The organism is Corynebacterium lujinxingii, from assembly GCF_014490555.1.
In the GTDB taxonomy this organism is placed as follows: Bacteria; Actinomycetota; Actinomycetes; order Mycobacteriales; family Mycobacteriaceae; genus Corynebacterium; species Corynebacterium lujinxingii.
In genome coordinates this window covers 1,643,200-1,667,527 of the sequence record NZ_CP061032.1, presented here as the reverse complement: position 1 = coordinate 1,667,527, position 24,328 = coordinate 1,643,200, and the positions used below count along the sequence as shown (strand labels likewise).

23 protein-coding genes are annotated in these 24,328 nt (G+C 64.9%); 9 read left to right on the top strand and 14 right to left on the bottom strand.

From position 1 onward, the window contains the following. The first annotated feature begins 38 nt into the window (after positions 1–38). Together IAU68_RS08260 and IAU68_RS08255 are read left to right on the top strand one after the other, a co-directional pair. Positions 39–1,373, top strand: a complete 1,335-nt coding sequence (locus IAU68_RS08260; RefSeq protein ID WP_171192829.1) for a glutamine synthetase family protein — start codon at positions 39–41, stop codon at positions 1,371–1,373. Further along, positions 1,373–4,381, top strand: a complete 3,009-nt coding sequence (locus IAU68_RS08255; RefSeq protein ID WP_171192828.1) for a bifunctional [glutamine synthetase] adenylyltransferase/[glutamine synthetase]-adenylyl-L-tyrosine phosphorylase — start codon at positions 1,373–1,375, stop codon at positions 4,379–4,381. The genes IAU68_RS08260 and IAU68_RS08255 overlap by 1 nt, the downstream gene beginning before the upstream one ends. Here IAU68_RS08255 and IAU68_RS08250 read toward each other — a convergent pair. Beyond that, positions 4,378–5,115, bottom strand: coding sequence for a hypothetical protein (locus tag IAU68_RS08250; protein WP_171192827.1), 738 nt, complete (start codon positions 5,113–5,115; stop codon positions 4,378–4,380). The two genes, IAU68_RS08255 and IAU68_RS08250, sit on opposite strands and share 4 nt — an antisense overlap. Before the next feature lie 110 nt (positions 5,116–5,225). On the opposite strand from IAU68_RS08250, the gene IAU68_RS08245 reads away from it, so the two are divergent. From IAU68_RS08245 to IAU68_RS08235, 4 genes are all read left to right on the top strand, one after another. Further along, entirely contained in the window at positions 5,226–5,495 is a 270-nt protein-coding gene (locus IAU68_RS08245) for a hypothetical protein (protein ID WP_231699001.1), read from the top strand. Between the two features lie 82 nt (positions 5,496–5,577). Beyond that, positions 5,578–7,017: a threonine synthase gene (thrC, locus tag IAU68_RS08240; RefSeq protein ID WP_171192826.1), complete on the top strand. Its 1,440-nt coding sequence runs from the start codon at positions 5,578–5,580 to the stop codon at positions 7,015–7,017. A 15-nt stretch (positions 7,018–7,032) separates the two neighbouring features. Beyond that, positions 7,033–7,161 (top strand): hypothetical protein, encoded by a 129-nt coding sequence (locus tag IAU68_RS11545; RefSeq protein WP_268908679.1) that lies wholly within the window; start codon positions 7,033–7,035, stop codon positions 7,159–7,161. 9 nt (positions 7,162–7,170) lie between these two features. Next, positions 7,171–8,208: a S1 family peptidase gene (locus IAU68_RS08235; RefSeq protein ID WP_231699000.1), complete on the top strand. Its 1,038-nt coding sequence runs from the start codon at positions 7,171–7,173 to the stop codon at positions 8,206–8,208. Here the strand turns inward: IAU68_RS08235 and IAU68_RS08230 are convergent, their stop codons facing one another. Further along, complete coding sequence (locus IAU68_RS08230; protein ID WP_171192825.1) at positions 8,209–8,895, bottom strand: hypothetical protein; 687 nt, start codon at positions 8,893–8,895, stop codon at positions 8,209–8,211. Between the two features lie 105 nt (positions 8,896–9,000). Here IAU68_RS08230 and IAU68_RS08225 point away from each other — a divergent pair, with 105 nt between their 5' ends. Together IAU68_RS08225 and IAU68_RS08220 are read left to right on the top strand one after the other, a co-directional pair. Beyond that, the gene (locus IAU68_RS08225) at positions 9,001–9,522 is read left to right on the top strand and encodes an NUDIX hydrolase (RefSeq protein ID WP_171192824.1); all 522 of its coding nucleotides are present in this window, start codon (positions 9,001–9,003) and stop codon (positions 9,520–9,522) included. Beyond that, positions 9,519–10,082, top strand: coding sequence for a glycoside hydrolase family 25 protein (locus IAU68_RS08220; RefSeq protein WP_171192823.1), 564 nt, complete (start codon positions 9,519–9,521; stop codon positions 10,080–10,082). Before IAU68_RS08225 ends, IAU68_RS08220 begins: the two co-directional genes overlap by 4 nt. A 15-nt stretch (positions 10,083–10,097) precedes the next feature. Here IAU68_RS08220 and IAU68_RS08215 read toward each other — a convergent pair whose 3' ends face one another. From IAU68_RS08215 to glnA, 5 genes are all read right to left on the bottom strand, one after another. After that, positions 10,098–11,042 carry a TDT family transporter gene (locus tag IAU68_RS08215; protein ID WP_171192822.1) on the bottom strand — a complete coding sequence of 315 codons (945 nt, stop codon included), beginning with the start codon at positions 11,040–11,042 and terminating at the stop codon, positions 10,098–10,100. Then, positions 11,035–12,246: an AAA family ATPase gene (locus tag IAU68_RS08210; RefSeq protein ID WP_171192821.1), complete on the bottom strand. Its 1,212-nt coding sequence runs from the start codon at positions 12,244–12,246 to the stop codon at positions 11,035–11,037. Before IAU68_RS08210 ends, IAU68_RS08215 begins: the two co-directional genes overlap by 8 nt. Before the next feature lie 82 nt (positions 12,247–12,328). Further along, complete coding sequence (locus IAU68_RS08205; protein WP_171192820.1) at positions 12,329–12,913, bottom strand: VIT1/CCC1 transporter family protein; 585 nt, start codon at positions 12,911–12,913, stop codon at positions 12,329–12,331. Positions 12,914–13,024: 111 nt separating this feature from the next. After that, the gene (locus tag IAU68_RS08200; protein ID WP_171192573.1) at positions 13,025–13,900 is read right to left on the bottom strand and encodes a hypothetical protein; all 876 of its coding nucleotides are present in this window, start codon (positions 13,898–13,900) and stop codon (positions 13,025–13,027) included. Between the two features lie 81 nt (positions 13,901–13,981). After that, positions 13,982–15,448, bottom strand: coding sequence for a type I glutamate--ammonia ligase (gene glnA, locus IAU68_RS08195; RefSeq protein ID WP_187767823.1), 1,467 nt, complete (start codon positions 15,446–15,448; stop codon positions 13,982–13,984). A 45-nt stretch (positions 15,449–15,493) separates the two neighbouring features. Between glnA and IAU68_RS08190 the strand changes: the two genes are divergently transcribed. Further along, positions 15,494–15,970, top strand: a complete 477-nt coding sequence (locus IAU68_RS08190; protein WP_171192818.1) for an RDD family protein — start codon at positions 15,494–15,496, stop codon at positions 15,968–15,970. Here IAU68_RS08190 and IAU68_RS08185 read toward each other — a convergent pair. Genes IAU68_RS08185 through gcvP form a run of 7 tightly spaced genes read right to left on the bottom strand, consistent with a single transcriptional unit; the run spans position 15,967 to position 24,308 of the window. Further along, positions 15,967–17,265 carry a threonine/serine exporter family protein gene (locus IAU68_RS08185; protein WP_171192817.1) on the bottom strand — a complete coding sequence of 433 codons (1,299 nt, stop codon included), beginning with the start codon at positions 17,263–17,265 and terminating at the stop codon, positions 15,967–15,969. The genes IAU68_RS08190 and IAU68_RS08185 overlap by 4 nt on opposite strands. 21 nt (positions 17,266–17,286) lie before the next feature. After that, entirely contained in the window at positions 17,287–18,078 is a 792-nt protein-coding gene (locus IAU68_RS08180) for a DUF4191 domain-containing protein (RefSeq protein ID WP_171192816.1), read from the bottom strand. 43 nt (positions 18,079–18,121) lie between these two features. After that, a complete protein-coding gene (gene lipA, locus IAU68_RS08175) occupies positions 18,122–19,165 on the bottom strand; it encodes a lipoyl synthase (RefSeq protein ID WP_171192815.1) in 1,044 nt (347 codons plus the stop codon). 5 nt (positions 19,166–19,170) lie between these two features. Then, a complete protein-coding gene (lipB, locus tag IAU68_RS08170; RefSeq protein ID WP_171192814.1) occupies positions 19,171–19,956 on the bottom strand; it encodes a lipoyl(octanoyl) transferase LipB in 786 nt (261 codons plus the stop codon). Positions 19,957–19,989: 33 nt separating this feature from the next. Next, the gene (gene gcvH / locus IAU68_RS08165) at positions 19,990–20,376 is read right to left on the bottom strand and encodes a glycine cleavage system protein GcvH (RefSeq protein ID WP_171192813.1); all 387 of its coding nucleotides are present in this window, start codon (positions 20,374–20,376) and stop codon (positions 19,990–19,992) included. A gap of 2 nt (positions 20,377–20,378) precedes the next feature. Further along, complete coding sequence (gcvT, locus tag IAU68_RS08160) at positions 20,379–21,464, bottom strand: glycine cleavage system aminomethyltransferase GcvT (protein ID WP_171192812.1); 1,086 nt, start codon at positions 21,462–21,464, stop codon at positions 20,379–20,381. A gap of 12 nt (positions 21,465–21,476) precedes the next feature. Beyond that, complete coding sequence (gene gcvP / locus IAU68_RS08155) at positions 21,477–24,308, bottom strand: aminomethyl-transferring glycine dehydrogenase (RefSeq protein ID WP_171192811.1); 2,832 nt, start codon at positions 24,306–24,308, stop codon at positions 21,477–21,479. Positions 24,309–24,328 lie beyond the last annotated feature (20 nt).

The window sequence follows — 24,328 nt, the reverse complement described above, 5'->3', positions numbered from 1 at the left end:
GAAAAGTTGATGTCGTCACGCCCGCTACAGTTGTTGCCATGAGTGCCCAAACCGACAACGTGCTGCGCTTGGTCGAGCAGCAAGACATCGCCTTTCTCCGCCTCTGGTTCACCGACATCTTCGGATCGCTGAAAACCGTGATGATGTCGCCGTCCGAATTGGAGTCTGCCTTTGAGGAGGGCGTGGGCTTCGACGGCTCCTCCATCGAGGGCTTTTCGCGCATCTCCGAGTCTGACACCCTGTTGCGGCCGGACCCGTCGACGTTCCAGCCGCTGCCGTTCGACGAGGATGCCGGGCTGCAGACCGCGCGCATGTTCTGCGACATCACCATGCCCGACGGCGGGCCGCTGTTCGCCGACCCGCGACACGTGCTGCGCCGACAGATCCAAAACGCCCGCGACATGGGCTTCGAGTTCCAGGCCAGCCCCGAAATCGAGTTCTATGTGGTCAAACCCGGCGCGGACGGGGAGGCGCCGAAACCGGCGGACAAGGGCGGCTATTTCGACCAAGCCAAGCGCAACGAGGCGCCGCGCCTGCGCCGTATGGCAGTCTCCGCGCTGGAGTACATGGGGATTACCACCGAGTTCTCCCACCACGAGGGCTCGCCCGGCCAGCAGGAGATCGACCTGCGCCACACGGATGCGCTGACCATGGCGGATAACATCTTGACCTTCCGCTACCTGGTGAAAACGGTCGCGGAGATCAACGGCGTGCACGCGACCTTCATGCCCAAGCCCTTCGGCGACCTCGAAGGCTCCGCGATGCACACGCACTTCTCGCTTTTCGAGGGCGATTCCAACGCCTTCCACGACCCGGACGACGAAATCAGTTTGTCCAAAACCGGCCGCCAGTTCGTCGCCGGCATCATCGAGCACGCTGGCGAGATCTCCGCGGTGACCAACCAGTGGGTCAATTCCTATAAGCGTCTCCAGTTCGGCTCCGAGGCACCCACCGCCGCGACCTGGGGCATTTCCAACCGCTCGGCGATGGTGCGCGTGCCCACCTACCGCCTGCACAAGGCGGAGTCGCGCCGGGTGGAGGTTCGTTCGCTGGATTCCGCTTGCAACCCGTACCTCGCGTTCGCCGCGGTCCTCGCCGCGGGACTCAAAGGCATTGAAGAGGGCTACGAGCTCGACGAACCGGCCCGCGACGACGTGTTCGCGCTCACGCGCCGGGAGCGACGAGCGATGGGGTACCGGGACCTGCCGAACTCGCTGGACCAGGCGCTACGCAACCTCGAGCGCTCCGAGTTCATGGCGGAGGTGCTCGGCGAGCAGGTTTTCGAATTCTTCCTGCGCGCCAAGTGGCAGGAGTGGCACGACTACACCGCCCAGATCACCCCCTGGGAAGTCGACACCGGGATTGACCTGTAGTGAAACCCGCAAAACTTGGCCTGACCAGCCCACGCGCCGCCGACGATCTGGCCGAGCTCGGCTTCGACACTGAGGAGCTCGCCTACACGCTCGCGGGCGCCGCTGACCCGGATTTGGCGCTGAACAACGCCTACCGCCTCCACGACGCGCTGGATTCCTGGGCGCCGCTGCTCGACGAACTGACAGCAAACCCCGTCTTCCGCACCCGTTTCTTCGCGCTGCTCGGCGGCTCCACGGCACTTTCCGACCACCTCATCGCCAACCCCGAGCAGTGGCGGTTGCTTTGCGACGACATCCCCGATCGGCCCGCTATGTTTCGCACCATGCTCGCCGCAGTCGGCGTCGACGCGGACGAGCCGGGGCTGTATCGGGCGAGCGAGGGTGAGGTGGTCGTCTCCAAGCAAGCGCTTCGCACCGCGCACCGCAACCTGGTGATGCAGGTCGCCGCCGCGGATCTTGCCGGCACCTTCGCCGCCGTGAAAGGCTTCGGCGAGGGCGAGCCGATGACGTACGCGTACACCACGGATAGGCTCACCGACCTGGCCGACGCCGCACTGACCGCAGCGCTTGCCGTAGCCATGCGCGACGTTTACGGTGACGACGAATTCGACGCCGAGTTGGCCGTCATCGCGATGGGCAAGTGTGGCGCGGGGGAGTTGAACTACATCTCGGACGTGGATGTCGTCTTCGTCGCCGAGCCCGCCACCGCCAAGATCACCCGCGCCGCCAGCGAGATGATGCGCATCGGCTCGGCCTGCTTCTTCGACGTCGATGCGAACCTGCGCCCCGAGGGCACCTCCGGCGCGCTGGTGCGCACCCTGGATTCGCACGTGACCTACTACAACAAGTGGGCCGAGACCTGGGAGTTCCAGGCGCTGCTCAAGGCCCGGCCGATGACCGGGACGATGGAGCTGGGGCGTGCGTATTCGGAGAAACTCGCACCGATGGTGTGGGAGGCCTCGCAACGCGATTCCTTTGTCGAGGACGTCCAGGCCATGCGCCGGCGCGTGCTGGAAAACGTGCCCGCTGACGTGCGCGACCGCGAACTCAAACTCGGCCCCGGTGGGCTTCGGGACGTCGAATTCGCAGTCCAGCTCCTCCAACTCGTGCACGGGCGTATCGACGACACCCTGCGCGCCCAAAACACCCTCGAAGCCCTCGCGGTACTTGCGAAGGGCGGCTACGTCGGCCGCGAGGACGCCAAGGTGCTCACCGGCGCCTATGAGTTTTTGCGCCTGCTGGAGCACCGCCTGCAACTGCAGCGCTTCAAGCGCACCCACCAATTGCCCGAGGCGGACGACGAGCCACGCAACCGCTGGCTCGCCCGCGCCGCTGGGTTTTCCGCAGGCCCGCGCGGCACCGCACCCGAGGCGCTGCACCGCGAACTCAAACGCGTGCGCCGCGACGTCGCCGACCTGCACGAGCGCCTGTTCTACCGGCCGCTGCTCGACGCGGTTGCAGACCTCACCGTGGGTGAGGCGAACCTGTCCGCCGACGCCGTCAAAGCGCAGCTCGCTGCGCTTGGCTACCGCCACCCGGCGCGCGCCTTCGACCACCTGTCCGCCATGGTCAAAGGCACCTCACGCAAGGCGAAACTGCAGGCAATCATGCTGCCGAGCCTTATGCACTGGCTCGCCGACACCGCCGATCCCGACCAGGGGCTGCTCAACTACCGCAAACTCTCAGACGCGGCGGTGGACCGCAGCTGGTTTTTGCGCATGCTTCGCGACGAAGGCGTGGCCTCCCAGCGCCTCATGCATATCCTGGGCACCTCGCCGTACGCCTCCGACCTCATCATTTCTGCCCCCGAAGTGGTGAAACTGCTTGGCGACGGCTCCAGCGGGCCGCGCCTGCTGGAGGCTGCGCCGGACCAGGTACACAAGGCGATCGTCGCGTCGGCGAAGCGCCACCAGTCCGACCCCGACAAGGCTGTGTCTGTGGCGCGTTCGTTGCGACGAGCCGAACTCGCCCGCATCGCCGCCGCCGATCTTCTCGGCCTGATGGACGTGCGTGAAGTCTGCCTGGAATTGACGTACGTCTGGGAGGCGGTGCTCGAGGCGGCGCTTCGGGCGGAGGTGGTTGCGGACCTGGAGTCGTCGGCAAGCGATACGCCCCCGGCGCGCATCGCCGTGATCGGGATGGGCCGGCTCGGGGGAGCGGAGTTGGGCTACGGCTCGGACGCGGACGTGATGATCGTCGCTGAGCCTGCTGACGGTACCGACGAGGCCGAAGCCATCGCGTGGGCCGCGAAGATCATCGACCAGATGCGCCGGCGTCTGTCCAAACCGTCGGGCGATCCGCCGCTGGAAGTCGACCTCGGCCTGCGTCCCGAAGGCCGCTCCGGGCCAGTGGTGAGAAGCGTGGCCTCCTACGAGCGTTATTACCGCGAGTGGGGCGAAGTGTGGGAGCGCCAGGCGCTGCTGCGCGCCACCGTCGTCGCCGGCGACCGCGGGGTAGGCGAGGCATTCTTGGAGGCGATCGACGAGTTCCGCTACCCGGCCGGCGGCGCGAAACCCGCAGATATCCGCGAAATCCGCCGCATCAAAGCCCGCGTGGACAACGAGCGCCTACCCCGCGGCGCCGACCGTGCTACGCATACGAAACTCGGGCGCGGCGCGCTTGCCGACGTCGAATGGACCGTCCAACTCATCACCATGGCGTACGCCCACCACCACGAGGAACTGCGCACCCCGTCGGCGCTCGACGCGCTCGATTTCCTCATCGACCTCGACGACCCGGCACTCGTATCCGCATCTCAGGCGAAGGAGCTGCGCACTGCCTGGCTCACCGCCACCCGCGCCCGCAACGCCATCGTGCTGGTCACCGGCAAACGCGAAGACCAACTCCCCGCGCCGGGACCCCAACTCGCGCAGGTCGCAGGCTCCGCCGGATACGACCCCGACGACCAGCAGGACTTCCTCGAGGACTACCTGCGCATCACCCGGCGAGCCCACCGCGTGGTGGAGCAGGTGTTCTGGGGCGAGGAGCAGTCGCTGGAGTTCGACTAGTTCCCCGGCTGGCCCCACTGGTAGCCCGGCTGTCCCCAGTTATTGGGCTGGTTCGGCTGCGGCGCCTGCGGGCCGCCCCAGGTCTGTGGGGGCTGCTGGTTTCCGTTGCGCTTGGATAGCATCCGGATCGACATAACGAGGCCCACCACCGCGATGATGATCCACAGCCAGAGGCCGGCACCGGGGGAGATCCGCGCGCCCGGCACAGCGGTGTTGAACATTGCTACCAGGACTGCCACTGAGTAGAGCAACTGCAGCAGGAAAATGACGATGCCGATGATCGCGCCAGTCCTTTGCTTCTCTTTGTACGCAAAGAATGTGGCCAAGGCCTGCAACGCGATGACGAAGACGGTGGCAGCGATGACGACGGTGCGGAAATCGTAGTACTCGCCCGGCATTTCCTCTTCCAGCAGCGCGTCCAGCAGATCGCTTCCGACAGGGGCGGAGACGCTCATCTGGCCCCACCAATTGAAACTCGTTGACAGCAGCCCGAAGCCTTCGCTGCTGCTGCCAACTACAACGGGTAGGAAAGCGGTCACAAACGTCGCGACAGTCGCAGCCAGGAACACCCAGAAGTTCCTGTTTACCCGGCTAAGCGAAGCACCAAGGGATTGCTGCGGCGCCGGCTGCCCCCACTGACCAGCGGGCGGCTGCCAGTTCGGCTGCTGCTGAGCAGGGCCGTTCGTGTTGCCGGTCCATGTTGACGAGCCGGAGTGCGGATTGGGTTGTGTCATGTCATGCCCCTGAAGTTGATTGACGCCTGGACGAATCCTGAATGGTACAAGTCGCGGTGGGGTGGGGGGGGGGCGGCGTGGGGTCGTCGATAAGCAATATGCTCGTGCACATGGCTGTGAACATGACTATCGACCTCAACGACGCAACGTTTGCGGATCTGGTTGCACTTGTCGACGCCGCCCGCGTCGCCGGCGTCGACCCCTCGACGAAGCTCGATCTGGACGACGCGACGCTCGGCATTAGCGTCGAGCCGACCACTCCGCGCCGGGCGAGTGCGCCTGAGCAGCAGAAGGAGCGCACGGTGCCGCCGCTTGGCGACGCCGCGATCCGCTCCGTGGTGGATATCCTCACCGGTCGCCAGGAACCGCCGCGGCGCTAGGGGCTCGAAACGGTGATATGCATACGAATGGATTCTGCGCGATCCGGCCGGGTCGCGGAGGCGATGACGTAGACTTCACGGGGTGGATTACATCTCGACGCGCGACGCAACGGCGAAGGCACGCTCCTTCACAGACATCCTGCTCACCGGCCTAAGCCCGGACGGCGGCCTGTTCATGCCGGCGGTGTACCCGTCGATTACGCCGGAGCTTCTCAACGAGTGGCGCACCCTATTAGCCAACGACGGTTACGCCGCCCTTGCCGCCGAGGTGTTGAAACTGTTCGTTGACGACATCCCGGAAAGGGACCTCGAGGAGATCGCCAAGCGGGCTTACCGTACCCCGGTGTTCGCGAGCGAGGAGATCGTCCCGGTCACCCGGTTGAACGACGACCTACACATCGGGCACCTCTCCGAGGGCCCAACCGCCGCGTTCAAGGACATGGCGATGCAGTTGCTCGGCGAGCTGTTTGAATACGAGCTCGGTCGCCGCGGCGAGGAGATCAACATCTTGGGCGCCACCTCCGGCGATACCGGGTCGTCGGCGGAGTACGCGATGCGTGGTCGCGACAACATCCGCGTGTTCATGCTCACCCCGGCCGGGCGCATGACCCCATTCCAGCAGGCGCAGATGTTTGGCCTGGATGACCCGAACATTTTCAACATTGCGCTCGACGGCGTGTTCGACGACTGCCAGGACGTGGTCAAGGAGGTCAGCGCGGACGCAGCGTTCAAGTCGAAGTACTCGATTGGTGCGGTCAACTCCATCAACTTCGCGCGCCTGCTCGCGCAGGTGGTGTACTACGTCGCCACCTACCTCAAGGTCACCGAAACGAACGACCAGCGTATTTCGTTCTGCGTGCCCACCGGCAATTTCGGCAACGTGTGCGCAGGGCACATCGCGAAGCAGATGGGACTGCCGATCGACCGCCTCATCGTGGCGACGAACGAGAACGATGTCCTCCACGAGTTCTTCACCACCGGCGACTACCGCCCGCGCGGGGCCGCCGACACGCACGCGACGTCGTCGCCGTCGATGGACATTTCCAAGGCGTCCAACTTCGAGCGCATGATTTTCGACGCGTTAGGCCGCGATGCCGACCGCACCCGTGACCTGTTCGGCACCCAGGTCAAACACGGGGGCTTTTCGCTTGACGACGACACGCTGCACCACATCACCCACGACTTCGGTTTCGCCTCCGGCACCTCCACCCACGCTGACCGAGTGGACACGATCAAGCAGATCGACGACGAGTACGGCGTGCTGGTGGATCCGCATACGGCGGATGGGGTGTTCGTCGCTCAGCAATTCGCGGACGAGGTGGACACGCCGATCGTGGTGCTGGAAACCGCGCTGCCGGTGAAGTTCGCAGAGACGATCAGGGAGGCCACGGGCCGCGAGCCGGAGGTGCCGGAGCGCTTTGCAACGATTATGGATGCCGAGCGCCACGTTGTGGATCTGCCCAACGATGCCGATACAGTCAAAGCATTCATCGCCGATGCGATCGACCGCACCGACGTGTAGGAAAGGACACCCCCGATGGCACAAGAGCAGTTCGCAGGCCCGGAGCACTACACCGAGTTCGACCCGGAGAAGTTCCTGCGCGACTTAAAGATCCAGGCTGAGGAACAAGCCAAAGACGACGACGCCGACGAAACCGCCGAGTAAGGTCCCCGCTTGACCTTTCCCGACTACAGCGGTGGCGATTCCGCGCGCCGCTACCAGCCGGTGGACGGCCAACAGTGGCAGTTCCCGGAGATGCAGCCGGTGCCCCAACCGCAGCCCGCGCCGCGCAAGCGCACGGGGTTGCAAACAGGTGGCTGGATTACGGTCATCGTCGCCACGCTTGCGCTCGTCGCTGTTGTGGTGTGGCTAGGGCTTAACGCCAGCCAGGTGCCGACAGCGACGGTGGAGGAGCGCGAGGCACTCGAGCAGGTGCAAACCCCGAAGGACGCCCCACCCGCGGCGGAGGGCGAATCGAACGTGCTCGTGCCCGCGTTCGCACCGTGGGCGCCGGGGACGAAGATCCAGTCCACGGACCACTACCCGTCGCCGGGCGAGCACTTCACCGCCCAGTCGTGCACGTCGGCGTTTTCGTTTACCGGCGCCAACGGCCGCGCCTACGCCGTGACCGCCGGCCACTGCGGACGCACGGGCGATCTGGTGTGGCCCACGAATGCTGCGACCGCCTACGACTACACCCGTGAGGTGGGTAAATTCATCTACTCAGGCATGTACGGCGACGCAGACGAGGCCACTAAAGGCATCGATATTGGCATCGTTGAGATCACGGACCGCGAGCGCACCATGGATGTCATCGGCAAGCCGATCCCGACCGGCATTGCCAACCATCCGCACGACTTGGAGCGCGTGTGCAAAACAGGTGCGACGACGGGGTACACGTGTGGGGAGTTTGTCGCCACGCAACGCGTGCAGATTGTGAACCTTGACGGCGACGCCGAGGCGCAGACCGAGGGCGACATCGCGTCCGTCTGCGCCGCCTCGGGCGACTCCGGCGGGCCCGTGTTCACGGAGATCAACGGCCGCGCCACCGTCGTCGGCGTGGTCTCCGGCACCGAAGCGGGCCGCGCGGGGGAGGAGTGCTTCGAGGGGATGGACGACCCGCTCCTGATGAGCTACTCCAACATCGAGCAGGTCATGACCGTGATCAACCGCGTCGTGCCGGACGCCGACCTGGTGCCGCAGCGCTGGTAGTTAGCGCTTAAGGCCCCACTTCTCGTTGAACGCCTCGCCGGCGGGGGAGGACTCGGTTTTCTTGCCGTCTACCGCGTCGTTGGTCATGGCGACGACCTCGTCGGGGTAGTAGCCGTAGAACGTCAGCCGGTCGATCTCCTCCGGGCGCTGCAGACGGTTCCACGTCCGCTTCAGTGCCCTCGGGTCCTTGCCGGTGCTGTCGGCGTCCATCCAGGTGAGTTTGGCGTACTGCACACCCTTCTGCGCCGGGAACTTGGCAAAGGACACCGCATCCGCCTCCTCTGTGGCGGCGAAACGGACGAAGTCGTAGATGGTCTGCTCGGGGATCGTCGCAAAGCAAAAGCCCCAGAAGTTCAGGCGCATGCCGTCCGGGGTGGTCAGGGTGAGCGTGTCCAGGCAGTTTTGCTCCAGCAGGCGGGAGACGTGGCCCGCGAACTCGGTCGGGTCCGCCACCGCCTGCTCCGTGATGTCGCCTCGGGCCATCACGCCCGTTTTGGTCGTGCCAACCTGGAGATTTTCGATCAGGTGCGGGCGCACACTCGCCGCCACATTTGCAGGGTCCGCCGGCGCCGGGTTAAAGGGGCGCGCCGGCTGCGGAAGTTCCTCGGGCGTGCTTTCCGCGTCCGCCGTGTAGCGGACGGCGAACACCGCGCCCACCACCGTGAGGACCAGGAGCGTCCCGTACACCGCAACGAATAATGGTCTGGGCACACGCTGTACAAAGGTGTGTGTGTCCTGCGGTGATTCGGTTGCCACGGTGCTCATAACGAATCGGATTGTACACTCGCTGCCATGCCTATCCCCGAGTTCATCGTGGAAACCCGCAAGAAGATCGGCACCGACCTAATGTGGGTGCCGGCCGTGTGCGCCGTGGTGCTGCGCGACTCCGCAGACACCTCCGATTGGGCAGTGCCGGAGGTGCTGCTCGTGCGCCGCGCCGACAACGGCGAGTGGACGCCCGTGACCGGAATCGCGGATCCGGGAGAGGACCCGCACGTCGCCGCGGTGCGCGAGGTGCACGAGGAGACCGGCCTGCGTACCGAGCCCGCGGCGCTGCTTGGCGTCGGCTCCCACGGCCCGGTCATGCACGACAACGGCGATCAAGCCTCCTACATGACGGTGCAGATCCGCTGCGAGCTCATCGACGACACCGAGCCCTCGCTTGGCGACGACGAAAACACCGACGTCGGCTGGTTTCCCATCTCGCAGATGCCCGTGACCGACCCGAAGTGGCGCCTCGCGATCGCCGACGCCGCCGCCCAGCGCCGCCACCCGGCAAGTTTCACCCCGCGGCTTGGGCTGACTAAGCGGTGAGGCTCGGCGTCGACGTCTCCGAGCACCAGCGCGGCTTCGACTTTTCCGGCTTCGACTTCGCCATCATCCGCACCACCGACGGCACCTACCGCGACCCGTGCTTTGCGCAATTGCTTGCCGACGCCACCGCCGCCGGCTGCGACATCGCCACCTACCATTTCCTGCGCGCCCCCTCGGAGGGCACGACGGTTCAGCAGCAGGTTGAGGTGGCGTCTAAAGGCGTCGTCGACAAGCGTTTGCCCATGTGGATCGACGTGGAATCGCCCGCAGGGCTGTCGCTTGACGACGTCCACGTGGCCGCCTCGTCATTTCAACAAGCCGGCGTCGAGGTGGCCGGCGTGTACACAAACGCCTGGTACTGGCGCCGGCACATGGGATTGGCCAGCCCCGCACAGTTCGGGGCGTTGTGGCTCGCGCAGTGGGGCAACAACACCGTCACGTCACCCGAGCAGTTGGGCCCGTGGCCGCGCCCCATCGGATTTCCGGAGCCTGAAATATGGCAGTTCACATCCCGCGGGCGCGTCGGCGGGATCGAAGTGGATTTGAACCTCGCGCGCTAAAACGTCACTGCAACGTTACTGCAGCGTCACCGAACCGCGGCGACCCTCCAGCACCCAGCCGATGAACCGGGTCGAACACAGCGTCCAGTGCGCGAGCAGCAGCAACGGGATGGTCAACGCGATGACGTCGAGCCAGTGGGAGCCGTTAACCAACGCTACCTGGTGGCCGCCCATGCTCACCGTGCCCGGCGGGAAGGTGCACGCCCACCATGCAGGGGAGTAGTCCACCCACCGTGCGACGTTGGGGTAGAAGGTGCGCATAGCGAACAGTGCCAGCGGGATCGCGATGATGAGCGCGACGTAGCCGTAGTACACCGAGAACTTGCCCGGGTAGAGGATCTGCATCGCGGTGGTGGATTGGCCGATGACACCCAGCGGCACCCACGCGGTGGCCGAGTTCGCGCCGGAAAGGTCCACTTTGCCGTGGAACGCCGCCCAGTACACGCCGATGAACACCGGTACCGCGGTGAGGATCGACATGACGAAAAAGACCGTGCCCATGGTGTGGTACATGTTGCCGTAGTCGCGCGCCAGCCAGCCGGCCACCGACGCGGAAATGGACGGGCCGACCAAAGGCAAGCCCCAGGTGAAGCGAGGGTTGCCGTCGAAACGCGTGAGCTGGATTGCCCACGTGATCACAGTGACCGGCGCGCCGATCCAGAAGCCGATGAGGCGGTAGACGCCGGAGCCCGTCAGGCCCGACAGCGCCGCACCCAGGGCGAGGATGCCGATGAAAAACATCGACCATTCCGCCATCGTGGTGCGTCGAAACTGAGGGTGGCGGTAGCGCGCGAACCCGACGACGAGCGCGACGAAGATCCCCGAGGCGATCGCGGCGAAAATGCCGGCGCCGACAAGGAGGTCCTTCTCCACGAGAAGTCGCGAAACAATCGATGTGCCCATGAGACTGCCACCCCACGCAGGGCCGGGTGGGGGCAGTTGGCGAAACTTTTCAGTCACTCAGCGCATGGTAATCCCTTAGTCGCCGGGGTGCCGAGTTGGGTCGGTTCTGGGGCTCGTCTACCGGGACACGCAGAATGTCTGAGACGACATGGTCACGGAGGTACTCGCGGAGATATGGCAAAGCGAAGTCCGCAGTTCCCCGTTCGTTGGTGATCATGTCCGCTTCGTACAGCCGTCGACGGTAGTTGTACGCCTGCTGATGGCTAACCTCGAGTCGCTGGGCGACGTCTGTGATTTTTGAGGGGCCCTCGTCCAGCGACATTGCAGCGAGGAATCTGCGGTCCTCAGCGGAGAGGTCATTGAGTGCGGGCTCGTGGACGAGTTGGCCCAACTTCTTCCGGGCGCGGGTGATGGCTTTGTCAGTGGATGCCTCGCCAATCTGCTCGCCGCGCTCGAATCTCCATGCGGCGTTTCCGATAAGCTGAATCATGAAGGGATAACCGCCGGTAGCATGCACTGCCTTTTCGAGAGCTGCCTCATCCCAGTTGCGTCCGGCTTGGGTTACCGGAACCGCAAGACCTTCTCTCACCTCACTGTCGGTGAGCCGCCCAAGGTCTACCCGGTTGGCTCGTCGCAGAAACGTAATCGGATTGCGCCCTCCGTCACTTGCGAGTAGAGGGCGAATTGAACTCGGGATGCCCGCGAGCACGACAGCCACGTCGAGATTCTCGCGAACGAGATGTTGGATCGCGGTGGCAAACTCGACGATTTCGTCGTGGTGAACGAAATGGAGCTCATCGACGGTAATGAGCACCCCGCTGCCCGATCGGTTGAACCGCTCCGTGTCGGAGAGTTTGTCGAGCACTGCGGTAAGCATCGCGCGCAGCGACGTCGACTGCCGGGACTGACTTTGTTCTTCGTGCTTTACACGCAAGAACCCAGGGCCCAGCTGCCACGAGGTCCGACCTGACTTGTCCTGCTGCAGGAAATCCGAAAGCTGATCTTTCAGGCTGCTGACGAACCCTTCAGTCGCTGTCTCGGAGAAGGTGAGCCACCCTGCATCGCGTGCCACGTCTTCCATTTCGTTGAGGAGGGCGGTCTTTCCGATACCTCGCGCACCGACGAGCAGGGAGATCCGTTCGTGCGCCCCAGGTCCTTCTTCCAGCGCAAGGCGGAAGTCGTCGAGGATCTCGTCGCGACCGACGAGCAACGGCGGACTTGTGCCGAGTGACGCGCGGAAAGGATTGGTAGGGACGTTCATGGCACAAACTGTACCCACGTTGTGTGGAGATGTGTGGTTTGTGTGGAGTTGTGTACTTTGTGTGGACTTGTGTATTTACCCCTTACACCGCGGTCGCGCCGAAGAGCGAGCCGACCGCGAACGTCACCGCGAGCGCCAACGAACCGCCGATAACGATGCGGGCGACGGATCGGCCCACCGGCGCGTCGCCAAGCTTCGCCGACAGCGCACCGGTCAGTGCCAGAGCCACCAGCGTGACCAAAAAGATGGACACGATGCGCGCAGCCTCCGGCGCGACCAGCGCGGTAATAAACGGCAGTGCCGCGCCGAGCAGGAATGCGAAGAACGAAGCGATGCCTGCCGTCCACGGGTTGACCTGATGCCGCTCGGCCATGCCCATGGCGCGCTCCGAGTCGCGTTGCGACGACACCGACACGTATTCGCCCAGCGCCATCGACACCGCGCCACCAACCACGGCGGCGAGACCCGACATCGCGATCGTCGTCTGATTCGCTGTCGCGCCAGCGACACCGACGACTACTGAGGCGGTGGAGACGATGCCGTCGTTCGCGCCGAGAACGGCGGCGCGAAGGCGGTTCAGGCGCTCGCCGGCGCCGGGTTCCACAGCGGCCCCGGCTGCAGGGCAGTCGTTGGAGCAAGAGTCGGGGCGGTTCAATGTGTCGGTCATGGAGGCCATCGTGACCGGAATGTTTTCCCTGCGCAAGCAAGTAAAGCCTGACCTTTCGCAGGTCAGGCTATACAAAGTTAGTTCAGGCTAAGCAACCACAAATCCGTTTGGCTAGTTGGAAGCCGGCGGATTGGACGGGCCGTCTTGGCCCGGGTTCTGCCACTGGGTCCAGTTCTGCTGCTGCGGCTGCTGGCCCTGCTGCGGGTTCTGTTGCTGCGGCTGCTGCGACTGGGGCTGCTGCGGCTGCGGTGCCCATGTATTCGGCTGGCCCTGCTGCGGCTGCTGCGGCTGCTGCGGAGCCTGCTGGCCCCAGGAGTTCTGCTGCTGGTTCTGCTGCTGCTTGTTCTGGGCAGCCGCGCGTGCGGAATTAAACTTCTGCTCCACGCCAGCGCGGCCGGTCTTGAACATCTGCAGGGAAACGAAAAGGGTGGCTAGGGAGATCAGCAGCCACAACCACCAGCCGGCGCCGGTGTGGAAGAAGCTCTCGCCGAGAATCTGGAAAAGCTTGACCACGACGGCCAGCAGCTGCAGGCCGGCGGCGACAAGGCCGAGGATGCCGGTGAGCTTGTCGTTGCGAACGAAGGCGAAGTACGTCGCCGCCGCCAGCAGCGCCAAGATGAGCAGACTGAACACGACGTAGTCGGCGCCGCCGAAATCGTAGCTGCCGCCGGTGTCGTAACGCCCGAAGGCGGACGCGGAAGCGGAGACCTTGCCCCACCAGTTCACGCCCATCTCTGCGGAACCAATGCCATAGTCCATCTTGGCCGAGATGACTTTCAGGAAGCTGGTCAAAAGCGTCAGCAGGAAGGCGCCGAGGTAGCACCAAACCGGCCAACCGATGGATTTCGCGGACTTCGGCGCACCGCCTGGCCGCTGGCCGCCCGGCTGACCGCCGGCCGGCTGCGCGGACCACGCCTGCTGCGCGTTCCACTGATTTTGCGGATTGTTTTGGGGCTGGTTGTTGCCCCACTGGTTCGGGGTGGACATGGGAATCCTTACAAGTTTCGACAAATACGAACGCTGTCAGCCTACTGGGGATTCCATGTCACCGCCGGGTGAGGGGACCGTCTAGCAGTCGAAGTACATCTCGAACTCCTGCGGCGTCGGACGCAGGCGCACCGGGGTGATTTCGTTGTCGTACTTCAACTTGATGTAGGTCTCGATCAGATCCTCCGTGAACACGTCACCTTCGGTGAGGAAGTAGTGGTCCTTCTCCAGCGCTGTCAGCGATGCCTCGAGCGAGGTCGGCGCCTGTGGGATGTCCTTGGCTTCCTCCGGCGGCAGTTCGTAGAGGTCCTTGTCCACCGGGGCGTGCGGCTCGATGCGGTTTTTGATGCCGTCGATGCCCGCCATGAGCATGGCCGCGAAGCCGAGGTAGGGGTTGCCCGACGGGTCCGGGGCGCGGAACTCGACTCGCTTGGCCTTCGGGTTCGCGCCGGTGATCGGGATGCGGATCGCGGCGGAGCGGTTGCGCTGGGAGTACACGAGGTTGATCGGGGCCTCGAAGCCCGGCACTAGGCGGTGGTACGAGTTCAGCGTCGGGTTGGTAAACGCCAGCACCGCGCCGGCGTGCTCCAGCAGGCCGCCGATGTACCAGCGGGCGATGTCGGACAGTCCGCCGTAGCCGGACTCGTCGTAAAACAGCGGCTCGCCGCCCTTCCACAGGGACATATGCGCGTGCATGCCGGAGCCGTTGTCGCCAGCCAGCGGCTTCGGCATAAATGTTGCGGTCTTGCCGAACTGGGTGGCGGTGTTTTTGATGATGTACTTGAAGTCCTGCAGGTCATCTGCCGCGTGGAGCAGGGTGTTGAAGCGGTAGTTGATCTCCTGCTGGCCGCCGTTGCCCACCTCGCGGTGGAAGCGCTCGATCTCGAAACCGGCGGCATCCAGGTTGCGCACCATCGCGTCGCGCGCCTCGACGGTCTTGTCGTGCGGCGGGACGGGGAAGTAGCCGCCCTTCCAGCGGTTCTTGTAGCCCAGGTTTGGGCCGCCGTCGACGTCGGTCTCGTTGCCGCGGTTCCACCAGCCTTCTTCCGCGTCGATCTCGAAGAAGGACTTGTGGCCGTCCACCTCGTAGCGGATGGAGTCGAACAGGTAGAACTCCGCCTCGGCGCCGATGGAGCAGGAGTCCGCGATGCCGGTGGACTGCAGGTACTCCTCGGCCTTCTTGGCCACGTTGCGCGGGTCGCGGGAGAACGGCTCGTGGGTGAACGGGTCGTTGACAAAGAACTTCACGTTCAGCGTCTTCGTGCCGCGGAACAGGTCGAGGCGGGCGGTGGCGAGGTCCGGCATGAGGGTCATGTCGGATTCTTCGATCGTCGTGAAGCCGCGAATCGACGAGCCGTCGAACGCGAGACCTTCTTCCATGACCTCCTCGTCGAACATCGACGCCGGGATGGAGAAGTGGTGTTCGATGCCGGGCACGTCGGTGAAGCGCACGTCAACGAATTCCACCCCCTCGTCGGCAATGAATTTCTTAACGTCTTCGATGTTGTCGAAGGCCACGGGTGGTACTCCTCGTCGATTGGCTGTCATAAGCAGTTACAAGTGTAGACCCGTCCACGGCTAGGCTCGTGAAGCATGGCTGCTAATCGACGACCTGACTGGCGAAACGGCCCTGAAATCCCGAATCAATTCACCGGGGAGGACAACCTGCCGTCGTATCCCGGCGAATTCCTCGGCATGCCGGAGAACGGCCCCGGCTCGCAGGCGTCGGTAATGCGCCGCATGGGTGGGGTGTTTATCGACTGGGCGATCTGCGCGGTCGCGGCATCGCTCATCGTGGCCAACACCGACGCCCTCGGCGACCGCTACACCCTGACCTACCTGCTGTGGATCGTGCTCGGCATCCTGTGCGGGTGGCTGTTCGCCCGCACCCCGGGCATGGCGGTGTTGGGCATGGGCGTGGCGCGTGTCGACGAAGAGGCGCCGGTCGGCTTCTGGCGCGCCGCGGTGCGCACCATCCTGACCGGGTTCGTGCTGCCGGCAGCGCTTGTCGACGCCGACGGCCGCGGCATGCACGACCGCGCCACCACCACGACCGTGATCCGTTCCTAGTCGTTAATCGGCATTTCTTTGCCTTCGAGTTCGTAGTCGAAGTCGATATAGCGGAAGAATGCCCACGTCGGGTCGGTGAGCATGCGGGCGACTGCAAGTCCGCCGCCGATGAAGATGACCACGAACGACACCTCGGTAAAGCGCGACAATGCGTTGGCGATGTCGCCGACGGCGAAGTTGTGCGCGGCCGCGTAGATCGTGGTGCCCGGGATCATCACCACGGAAGCGGGGATGGTCACCGTCACGCGCGGTATGTTCGCCCACGAGCCGATCAAGCCTCCCGCGAGCCCGATGAGCAGCGCCGCCACAAACGCCGCGATGAACGGCACCAACCCAGCGCCCATCATCACCAGCCGGGCAAGATTGGCCACCGCACCAAGGCCTGCGGCCATCAGCGCCATGCGTCGCGACGAATTAAACAGCAGCGCGAAGCAGCCCACACTGACAAAGCTGGCCGCGGCACCCGCGGCGAGGAACTCGAATGTCAACGGCACCGGTAGAGCAACCGCTTCGGGCGTATCCGAGATCATCGCGACCACTGAGACGGTCAGCATGATCACCACGATGACCTCAAGAGAGAAGAACAATCTGGGGATGCCGGAGGTGAAGTCGAAGCGGGCTAAATCCACAAACGAGCTAAACATCGGAAAGCCCGGAATGAGGAACAGCACCGCGGCGATAAAGCCTGGCGAGAGTTGCTCGCCCGACGGCATCAGTTCCGTGAGCATTAGGAAGGTCGTGGAGGCCACGAGGGCTGCCGCCATCGTCACACCGAGCATGTTGAAGTGGACGCGGTGCAGCTTCACGCGGGCGAGTTGGCCGAGCGCCGCGGCAACGAACACGAAGGCGGCTGCGAGGTAGCCGAACTGGTTGAGGACGGCGAAGCCGGCGCAGGCGAGGCCGGCTGCGATCGTCGATATGCCCAAGCCCCAGCGGGGAGTGGGGATCTGCACAATCTCGTCCAGCGCCGCGTTGACCTCGGCCGGGGTGCGGTAACTCTGCAGCATCGAGTGGCTTAAGGTCTCCAGCGCCTCAATGCGAGAGGCGTTGACGCCGGGTAGCGGGACGTCGGAGACCGCAGTGCGGAAGTCGCCGCGGTAGTGGAACGTGCAACTGATGGTGTTGAAACCGACGAGGACGTCGGCGCGGTCAAAACCGAGGGAGCGGGCGCAGCGTTTCACGGCCCGGATGACGCGGTAGCCGGCCGCACCGGAGGACAACAGTAAAACGCCGAGGCGAAGACACGCGTTCGCCCCGGCGGCAAGGTCCGGATTGGGCTGAGAATTGGTGTTCACAGCCTTTAAGTATAGGACGTGCTACTTACCGCCCTTGCGTTCCTGCATGCGGCGCATTTTGCGGTTCATGCCCGACATGTTTTGCGCCTGCTTTGGCAGCGGACCGCCCGGAAGGCCGGCCATCTGGCCCGGACGCTGGCGCGAATCCATTGCATCCAACTTCGCGGAGAGGTTGTACACCTCGTTCTTCTGGTAGTTCTTCGGCAGCTTCAACAGGTGCTTTTGCAGGTCGCGGTTGCGCACTTGGCCCTCGCCCTCGCCGGCGTAGACTTCGTAGATCGGCACACCGGCCAGCAGGCGGTCGACGCGCTTGTGCTCCTTGGCCATGAGCGACTTCAGGCGGTTCTGATCGCCCTCGCCGACGAGCACCACACCGGGGTTGCCCACGACGCGGTGGACGGTGTCCATGTGGGTATTCGCTTGCACGCCGGTCTTGGTCAGCCACACGATCCCCATCGTGTTGCGCATGTTCTCCAGCGTCCAACCGGCCGCGCCCGGGGTGTCGCCGACTTCGTCGTACATCGACTTCTCCAGGCGACGGGAGAAGATGAACATCGCGAGCACAGCGCCAGCGATCAGGCCCATGACAAGCCAGAACCACTTCCAGCCCCACCACATGCCGAGCAGGAAGAACAACAGGCCTCCGCCGAGCACGCAGGCGATCATGATCGGGATGAGCGCCTTATCGCGCTTGCGTTGGATGTCGAACGCCTGTTTGAGCTGCGAGCGCGTTGCCTTACCCTTGGCGCGCTTCGCGGCGCGCGTTTCCTTCTTCGCGGCCTTTGCCGTTGCCTTGTCCTGCGTCTTAGCCATGGCCCTAACTGTATGCCACGGCCAAGACACAGACCAAAGACGCCTACCGGGTCTCTACCGGGTGGTCCTGCGACGCGCCGTACTTCTGCAGCAGCGTCGACGCCTCCTGGGCGGTATCGCCCTGGGAGGTCTCCGCGAGGTGCTTCAGGTTCTCCGGCAGCTCGAGGCCGCGGTGCTTCATTGCCTCGACGTAGAGCTTGCCGGCACGGTACGACGAGCGCACCAGCGGGCCGGACATAACGGCGCCGAAGCCCATCTCGTATGCGGCGTCGCGGTACTCGATGAACTCTTCCGGCTTCACCCAGCGGTCGATCGGGTGGTAGGTCGGACCCGGGCGCAGGTACTGGGTGATGGTGATGATGTCGCAGCCGGCGTCCACCAAATCGCCCAGCGCTTCGAGGACTTCCTCACGGGTCTCGCCCATGCCAAGGATGAGGTTGGACTTGGTGATCAGACCGAAGTCGCGGGCCTGACGGATCACGTCCAGGGAGCGCTCGTACCGGAACGCCGGGCGGATGCGCTTGAAAATGCGCGGGACAGTCTCCACGTTGTGGGCGAAGACCTCCGGGCGGGCCTCGAATACCTGCTGGAGCAGATCCGGCTTGCCGGAGAAGTCCGGGGTGAGGTTTTCCACGCCGGTGTGCGGGTTCAGATCGTGGATCTTGCGCACGACCTCGGCGTAGAGCCAGGCGCCCTCGTCGTCTAGGTCGTCGCGGGTCACGCCGGTGATGGTGGAGTAGTTCAGCTTGAGGTTGCGGACCTCTTCCGCCACGCGGCGTGGCTCGTCGCGGTCCAGCGGATCCGGCTTGCCGGAGGCGATGTCGCAGAAGTCGCAGCGGCGCGAGCATCGCGAACCGCCGATGAGGAAGGTTGCCTCACGCGACTCCCAGCACTCGTGGATGTTCGGGCATCCGGCCTCCTGGCACACCGTGTGCAGGTCCGCGCCTTTGACCTTTTGCTTCATGTCCTCGTACTCGGGACCGGTCTTGACGGAGTTGCGGATCCAACGCGGTTTCTTCTCGATGGGTGTCTGCGAGTTGCGCGCCTCAACGCGCAGCAGCTTGCGGCCTTCTGGTGCTACAGTCACGCTTCCTACCGTACCTTCCGTGTCAAACCCTTCGACGGGTCCGGGCGGGTGGCAAACGTGTGGTCCGCCACCACCAATTCGCCCGCGAGCGCACGCTTCAATTCGTGCACGACGGGACCCGCCATCTCCCCGGGCGTGACGTCACGCCCGAGTTCCAGCGACAGGGTAGTCACATCCGCGTCGTCGATGCCGCAGGCGACAATGTGCTCGTAGTGGGAGAGCGTGTTGTCGCAGTTCAGGCTGAGTCCATGCATGGTCACTCCGCGGGTGATGCGGATACCCAACGCGGCGATTTTTCGCTCGCGTGTCGACGCCTCCGGAGACGCTGCTTTTGTCTCTGCCGGCACCCACACGCCCGAGCGGCCGTCGACACGCCCAGCGGTGGTGACGCCTGCGGCACGCACGGTCTGGATGAGCGCTTCTTCCAGGCGGCGCACATAATCGACGACATCCACCGGCTCGGCGAGTTTGATAATCGGATAGACCACGAGTTGGCCCTCGCCGTGCCACGTGATGCGCCCGCCGCGGTCCACCGTCACCACGGGGACCGGGTAGGACTCGTCCGGCATGTCCTCGGGCTGGGTGCGTTTGCCAGCGGTGAAGGTGGAGGGGTGCTCGAGCACCAAGATGGTGTCGCCGATCTTGTCCTTGGCGCGTTTCGCGGCGAGGTCGGCCTGCAGATCCCAAGCCTGTTGATAGTCCACGAGCCCCAGCTCGCGCACGTCGATGGGCGCAGCTGAGGCTCGGATGGATTGCTCGGCGGGGAAGAACGGGTCGCGAGGCGCAGTCATGCGCCTAACTCTAGTCCCGGTCGTAGTTGGGTCTTACACCCCGTTGGCGGAGGCGTACTCGTCGGCGGTGAGCAGCGGGCCGACCTCCTCGACCTCGACTTCAAAAAGCCAGCCCTCGCCGTACGGGTCGTTGTTGATGGCCTCGTACGCGCCGTCGATGTCCTCGTTGACGGCGGTGACGGTGCCGGTGACCGGGGAGTACAGGTCGGAGACCGACTTGGTGGACTCGATCTCGCCGCAGGTCTCGCCCGCGGTGACGGTGTCGCCGACCTGCGGCAGTTCCGCGAACACGACCTCGCCGAGGCGGTCAGCGGCGACGTGGGTGATGCCCACGCGCACGGTCTGACCTGCGGCGGTGTCGGGGGTGGCGTTGATCCACTCGTGGTCCTCGGAGTAGTAGAAGTCCTGCTTCAAAGCCATGGTTATGCGTCCTTCCGGGTGTAAAACGGGGTTGTTGCAATAGTAAACGGGTAGCGGCGTCCGCGGATGTCGATTTCAACTTCCGTGCCGGGCTCCGCGTGCGCCGGGTCCAGGTGCGCGAGCGCCACCGGGTGGCCGAGCGTCGGCGACGGCTGGCCGGAGGTGACCACGCCGATCTTGTCGTCCGAGCCCGCGAGGAACACCTCGGAGCCGGCACGTGCGGCGCGGCGCTGTTCGGAGACGAGCCCCGCGATGACCACGCTCGGCTCGCGCCCCGTGAGCGCTTGCTTGCCGACGAAATCCGCCTCCTTCTTCGCAAACGCCCTGCCCATCCCGGCCTCCACCGGGGTGATGTCTGCGGTGAGCTCCTGGCCGTACAACGGCATCGACGCCTCGAGGCGCAGCGAGTCGCGGGCAGCCAACCCGCAGGCGGTGCCGTGGTCGATCACGGCGTCCCACACATTCGCAGCGTCCTCGTTGGCGCAGAACAGTTCGAAGCCGTCCTCGCCGGTGTAGCCGGTGCGGGCGACAAACACGTCGACGTTGCCCTCGTCCGAGCGCAGCGTCATCCACTTGCCGGAGTAGTACTCGAGAGCGCTGGGGTCGTCGTCAAGCAATGGCTTCAGCACGTCCAACGCCTTCGGGCCCTGGACAGCGACGAGCGCGATGTTTTCGGAGTCATTGCGCAGCTCGACGTCGAAGTCGCCCTTGCGCGCCTCGAACGCGGCCCATACGGCGTTGGTATTGGCGGCGTTCGGCACGACCATGAAGTGGTCCTCGGCGAAGCGGTAGGTGATCAGGTCGTCGACGATGCCGCCGTTATCGTCCACGATCATCGAGTACTTCGCCTTGCCCACCTTGAGGATGGACATGTTGGAGATCAGCGCGTAGTCCAAAAACGCCGCGGCGTCCGGGCCCTTGACGTCGATTTCGCCCATGTGGGACAGGTCGAAGATGCCGGTGTCGTTGCGGACTGCGCGGTGCTCCTCCAGCTCGGAGGCGTACTTCAGCGGCATGGTCCAGCCGCCGAAGTCGGTAAACGACGCGTCGAGCGCTTCGTGCTTTGCATATAGGGGAGTCTGTGGCATGGGTGTGTCTCCTTAGGATTCGATGTCGAAGGCTTCCGGCGGCGGGCAAGCGCACTGGAGGTTGCGGTCGCCGAAGGCTTCGTCGATACGCCGCACCGGGGGGAAGTACTTGCGGTGCACCAGCGACGCGACCGGGTAGGCGGCCTTCTCGCGAGAGAACTCGTACGGCCACTCGGAGCGGATCACACTCTCGGCGGTGTACGGCGCGTTGTGGACAACAGACTTCTCGTACTCGATATCCCCGTCGATGATCTCCTGGATCTCCGCGCGGATGGCGCGCATCGCCTCGATGAAGCGGTCCAGCTCGGCCAAGTCCTCGGACTCGGTCGGCTCCACCATGAGCGTGCCTGCGACCGGGAACGCGAGGGTGGGGGCGTGGAAGCCGTAGTCGATCAGGCGCTTGGCCACATCGGCCGCGGTGACACCGGACTTGTCCGTCAGTTCACGCAGGTCCAGGATGCACTCGTGGCCGACGAGCCCGTCGTTGCCGGTGTAGAGCACCGGGAAGGAATCACCGAGTTCACGGGCGATGTAGTTCGCGTTGAGCACCGCATGCGCCGTGGCGCTGCGCAGCCCGTCCGCACCCGACATGGCGATGTAGGCCCACGAGATCGGCAGCACACCCGCGGATCCGTACAGCGTGGAAGCCACCGGCACGCCCGCCGCACCGTCGACCTCAGCCGCGGCCTGCTCCAGCGGCACGTCCGGGTTGGATGGCAGGAACGGGATGAGGTGCTCGGCCACACCGATCGGGCCGACACCTGGGCCACCGCCGCCGTGCGGGATGGTGAACGTCTTGTGCAGGTTCAGGTGGCTGACATCGCCGCCGAAATCGCCCGGGCGTGCGATGCCGGTCAGCGCGTTCATGTTGGCGCCGTCGATGTAGACCTGCCCGCCGGCCGCGTGCACCTTGTCGCACACCACGCGCACATCGGTCTCGTACACGCCGTGCGTGGACGGGTAGGTGAGCATGATCGCCGCGACGTGGCCCTCGTGCTTAGCCAGCTTCTCATCCAGATCAGCCAGGTCGATCGAACCGTCGTCGGCGGTCTTGACCACGACCACGCGCAGGTTCGCCAGTGTCGCCGACGCCGCGTTCGTGCCGTGCGCCGAGGCTGGGATAAGGCAAATGTCGCGCTCGGTGTCGCCGTTGGCCACGTGGTAGCGGCGGATTGCCAAGAGGCCGGCAAGCTCGCCGTTCGCGCCGGAGTTGGGCTGGACGGACACCTCGGCGTAGCCGGTGATTTCGACGAGCCAGGAGCGGATTTCGTCGATAAGCTCGCGCCAGCCTGCGGTGTATTCGTCCGGGGTGTAGGGGTGCACGTTGGCGAAGCCCGGCCAGGTGATCGCCTCCAAGCCGGCGGTGGGGTTGAGTTTCATCGTGCACGAACCCAGCGGGATCATTGTGCGGTCCAGCGCAAGGTCCTTATCGCCGAGTTCGCGAATGTAGCGCATCATCTGCGTCTCAGAGTGGATGCGGTTGAACGTCTCGTGCGTCAGGTACTCGGTGGTGCGCTTGAGTGCCTCCGGCAGGTGCGCCTCGCCCTCGGCCGGTTGCGCGCCGAAGCCCTGAAGCAGCGCCTGAACATCGGCGTCGGTGGTGTCCTCGCCGAACGAGACGCCCACGGTGGTCTCGTCGACCGCGCGAACGAGGTACCCCGCCTGCGCGAGTTTGTCGACGACCCCACGCGCCGCCTCAACCTCAACCGCGACAGTGTCGAAGAACTCGGCGTGCTTCACGCGCGCACCGGCCTTCTCCAGCGCGGCTGCGAAGTCTGCTGCGCGCTGGTGGATGTTTTGCGCGATCTCCTTGAGCCCGTCCGGGCCGTGGTAGACCGCGTACATCGACGCCGTGACGGCCAAAAGCGCCTGCGCGGTGCAGATGTTGGAGGTAGCGCGCTCGCGGCGGATGTGCTGCTCACGCGTCTGCAGCGCCAAGCGGTACGCCGGGTAGCCCTCCGCGTCCTTGGACACGCCCACCAGACGTCCCGGCATCTGGCGCTGTAGCTTCTGTCGCACCGCCATGTAGGCGGCGTGCGGGCCGCCGTAGAACAGCGGAACGCCCAAGCGCTGAGTGGTGCCGATCGCGATGTCTGCGCCGAACTCGCCCGGCGACTCCAGAAGCGTCAGCGCGAGGATGTCCGCGTCCACTGCGACGAGGCCGCCACGCTCGTGGATCGCCTCGATCACCGGGCGCGGGTCCGCGATGTCGCCTTCGGTGCCCGGGTAGGCGAACACCGCGCCGACCAGGTCCTCGCCGACGACACCCTCCGTGAGGTCGACCACCTCGACCTCCAGGTCGATCGCGCGGGCGCGCTCCGCGGCCACGTTGATCACCTGCGGGTGCAGGCGGGCATCCAGCAGCACGCGGCGGCCCTTCTTCACCACACGGGCCATCAGGCCCACGGCTTCGGCGGCGGCAGAGGCTTCGTCGAGAAGCGACGCGTTCGCGATGTCCAAACCGGTGAGATCCTGCACCATCGTCTGGAAATTCAGCAGGGCCTCAAGGCGGCCCTGCGAGATCTCCGCCTGGTACGGGGTGTATGCGGTGTACCAGCCCGCATCCTCCACCACGCCGCGGCGGATCACCGGCGGGGTGAGCGTCGAGTTGAAGCCCTGGCCGTAAAAAGCGCGCAGCACCTGGTTCTTGCCGGCGAGTTCGCGCAGGCGGTCCTGCGCTTCGTACTCCGAAAGCGCCACCGGCAAATCGAGCGGTTTGTCGGCCAGGATCCCGCCTGGCACCGCCGCCGCGATTAACGCGCCGATACTTTCGTAACCCAGCGCGTCCAGCAATACTTGCTGTTCGTCCTGGTTGGGGCCAACATGACGGGAGATGTAATCCAACTTCAACTCCTTATCCGGGG

What these genes read in the sequence shown, in the direction of transcription:
- IAU68_RS08205 (WP_171192820.1), bottom strand. Translation starts at nt 12,913, where the DNA reads ATGACCGACACATTGAACCGCCCCGACTCTTGCTCCAACGACTGCCCT.
- IAU68_RS08190 (WP_171192818.1), top strand. Translation starts at nt 15,494, where the DNA reads ATGGCTGCTAATCGACGACCTGACTGGCGAAACGGCCCTGAAATCCCG.
- IAU68_RS08180 (WP_171192816.1), bottom strand. Translation starts at nt 18,078, where the DNA reads ATGGCTAAGACGCAGGACAAGGCAACGGCAAAGGCCGCGAAGAAGGAA.
- IAU68_RS08200 (WP_171192573.1), bottom strand. Translation starts at nt 13,900, where the DNA reads ATGTCCACCCCGAACCAGTGGGGCAACAACCAGCCCCAAAACAATCCG.
- IAU68_RS08245 (WP_231699001.1), top strand. Translation starts at nt 5,226, where the DNA reads ATGGCTGTGAACATGACTATCGACCTCAACGACGCAACGTTTGCGGAT.
- IAU68_RS08250 (WP_171192827.1), bottom strand. Translation starts at nt 5,115, where the DNA reads ATGACACAACCCAATCCGCACTCCGGCTCGTCAACATGGACCGGCAAC.
- gcvH (WP_171192813.1), bottom strand. Translation starts at nt 20,376, where the DNA reads ATGGCTTTGAAGCAGGACTTCTACTACTCCGAGGACCACGAGTGGATC.
- lipB (WP_171192814.1), bottom strand. Translation starts at nt 19,956, where the DNA reads ATGACTGCGCCTCGCGACCCGTTCTTCCCCGCCGAGCAATCCATCCGA.
- IAU68_RS11545 (WP_268908679.1), top strand. Translation starts at nt 7,033, where the DNA reads ATGGCACAAGAGCAGTTCGCAGGCCCGGAGCACTACACCGAGTTCGAC.
- IAU68_RS08225 (WP_171192824.1), top strand. Translation starts at nt 9,001, where the DNA reads ATGCCTATCCCCGAGTTCATCGTGGAAACCCGCAAGAAGATCGGCACC.
- IAU68_RS08210 (WP_171192821.1), bottom strand. Translation starts at nt 12,246, where the DNA reads ATGAACGTCCCTACCAATCCTTTCCGCGCGTCACTCGGCACAAGTCCG.
- gcvT (WP_171192812.1), bottom strand. Translation starts at nt 21,464, where the DNA reads ATGCCACAGACTCCCCTATATGCAAAGCACGAAGCGCTCGACGCGTCG.
- IAU68_RS08260 (WP_171192829.1), top strand. Translation starts at nt 39, where the DNA reads ATGAGTGCCCAAACCGACAACGTGCTGCGCTTGGTCGAGCAGCAAGAC.
- glnA (WP_187767823.1), bottom strand. Translation starts at nt 15,448, where the DNA reads ATGACAGCCAATCGACGAGGAGTACCACCCGTGGCCTTCGACAACATC.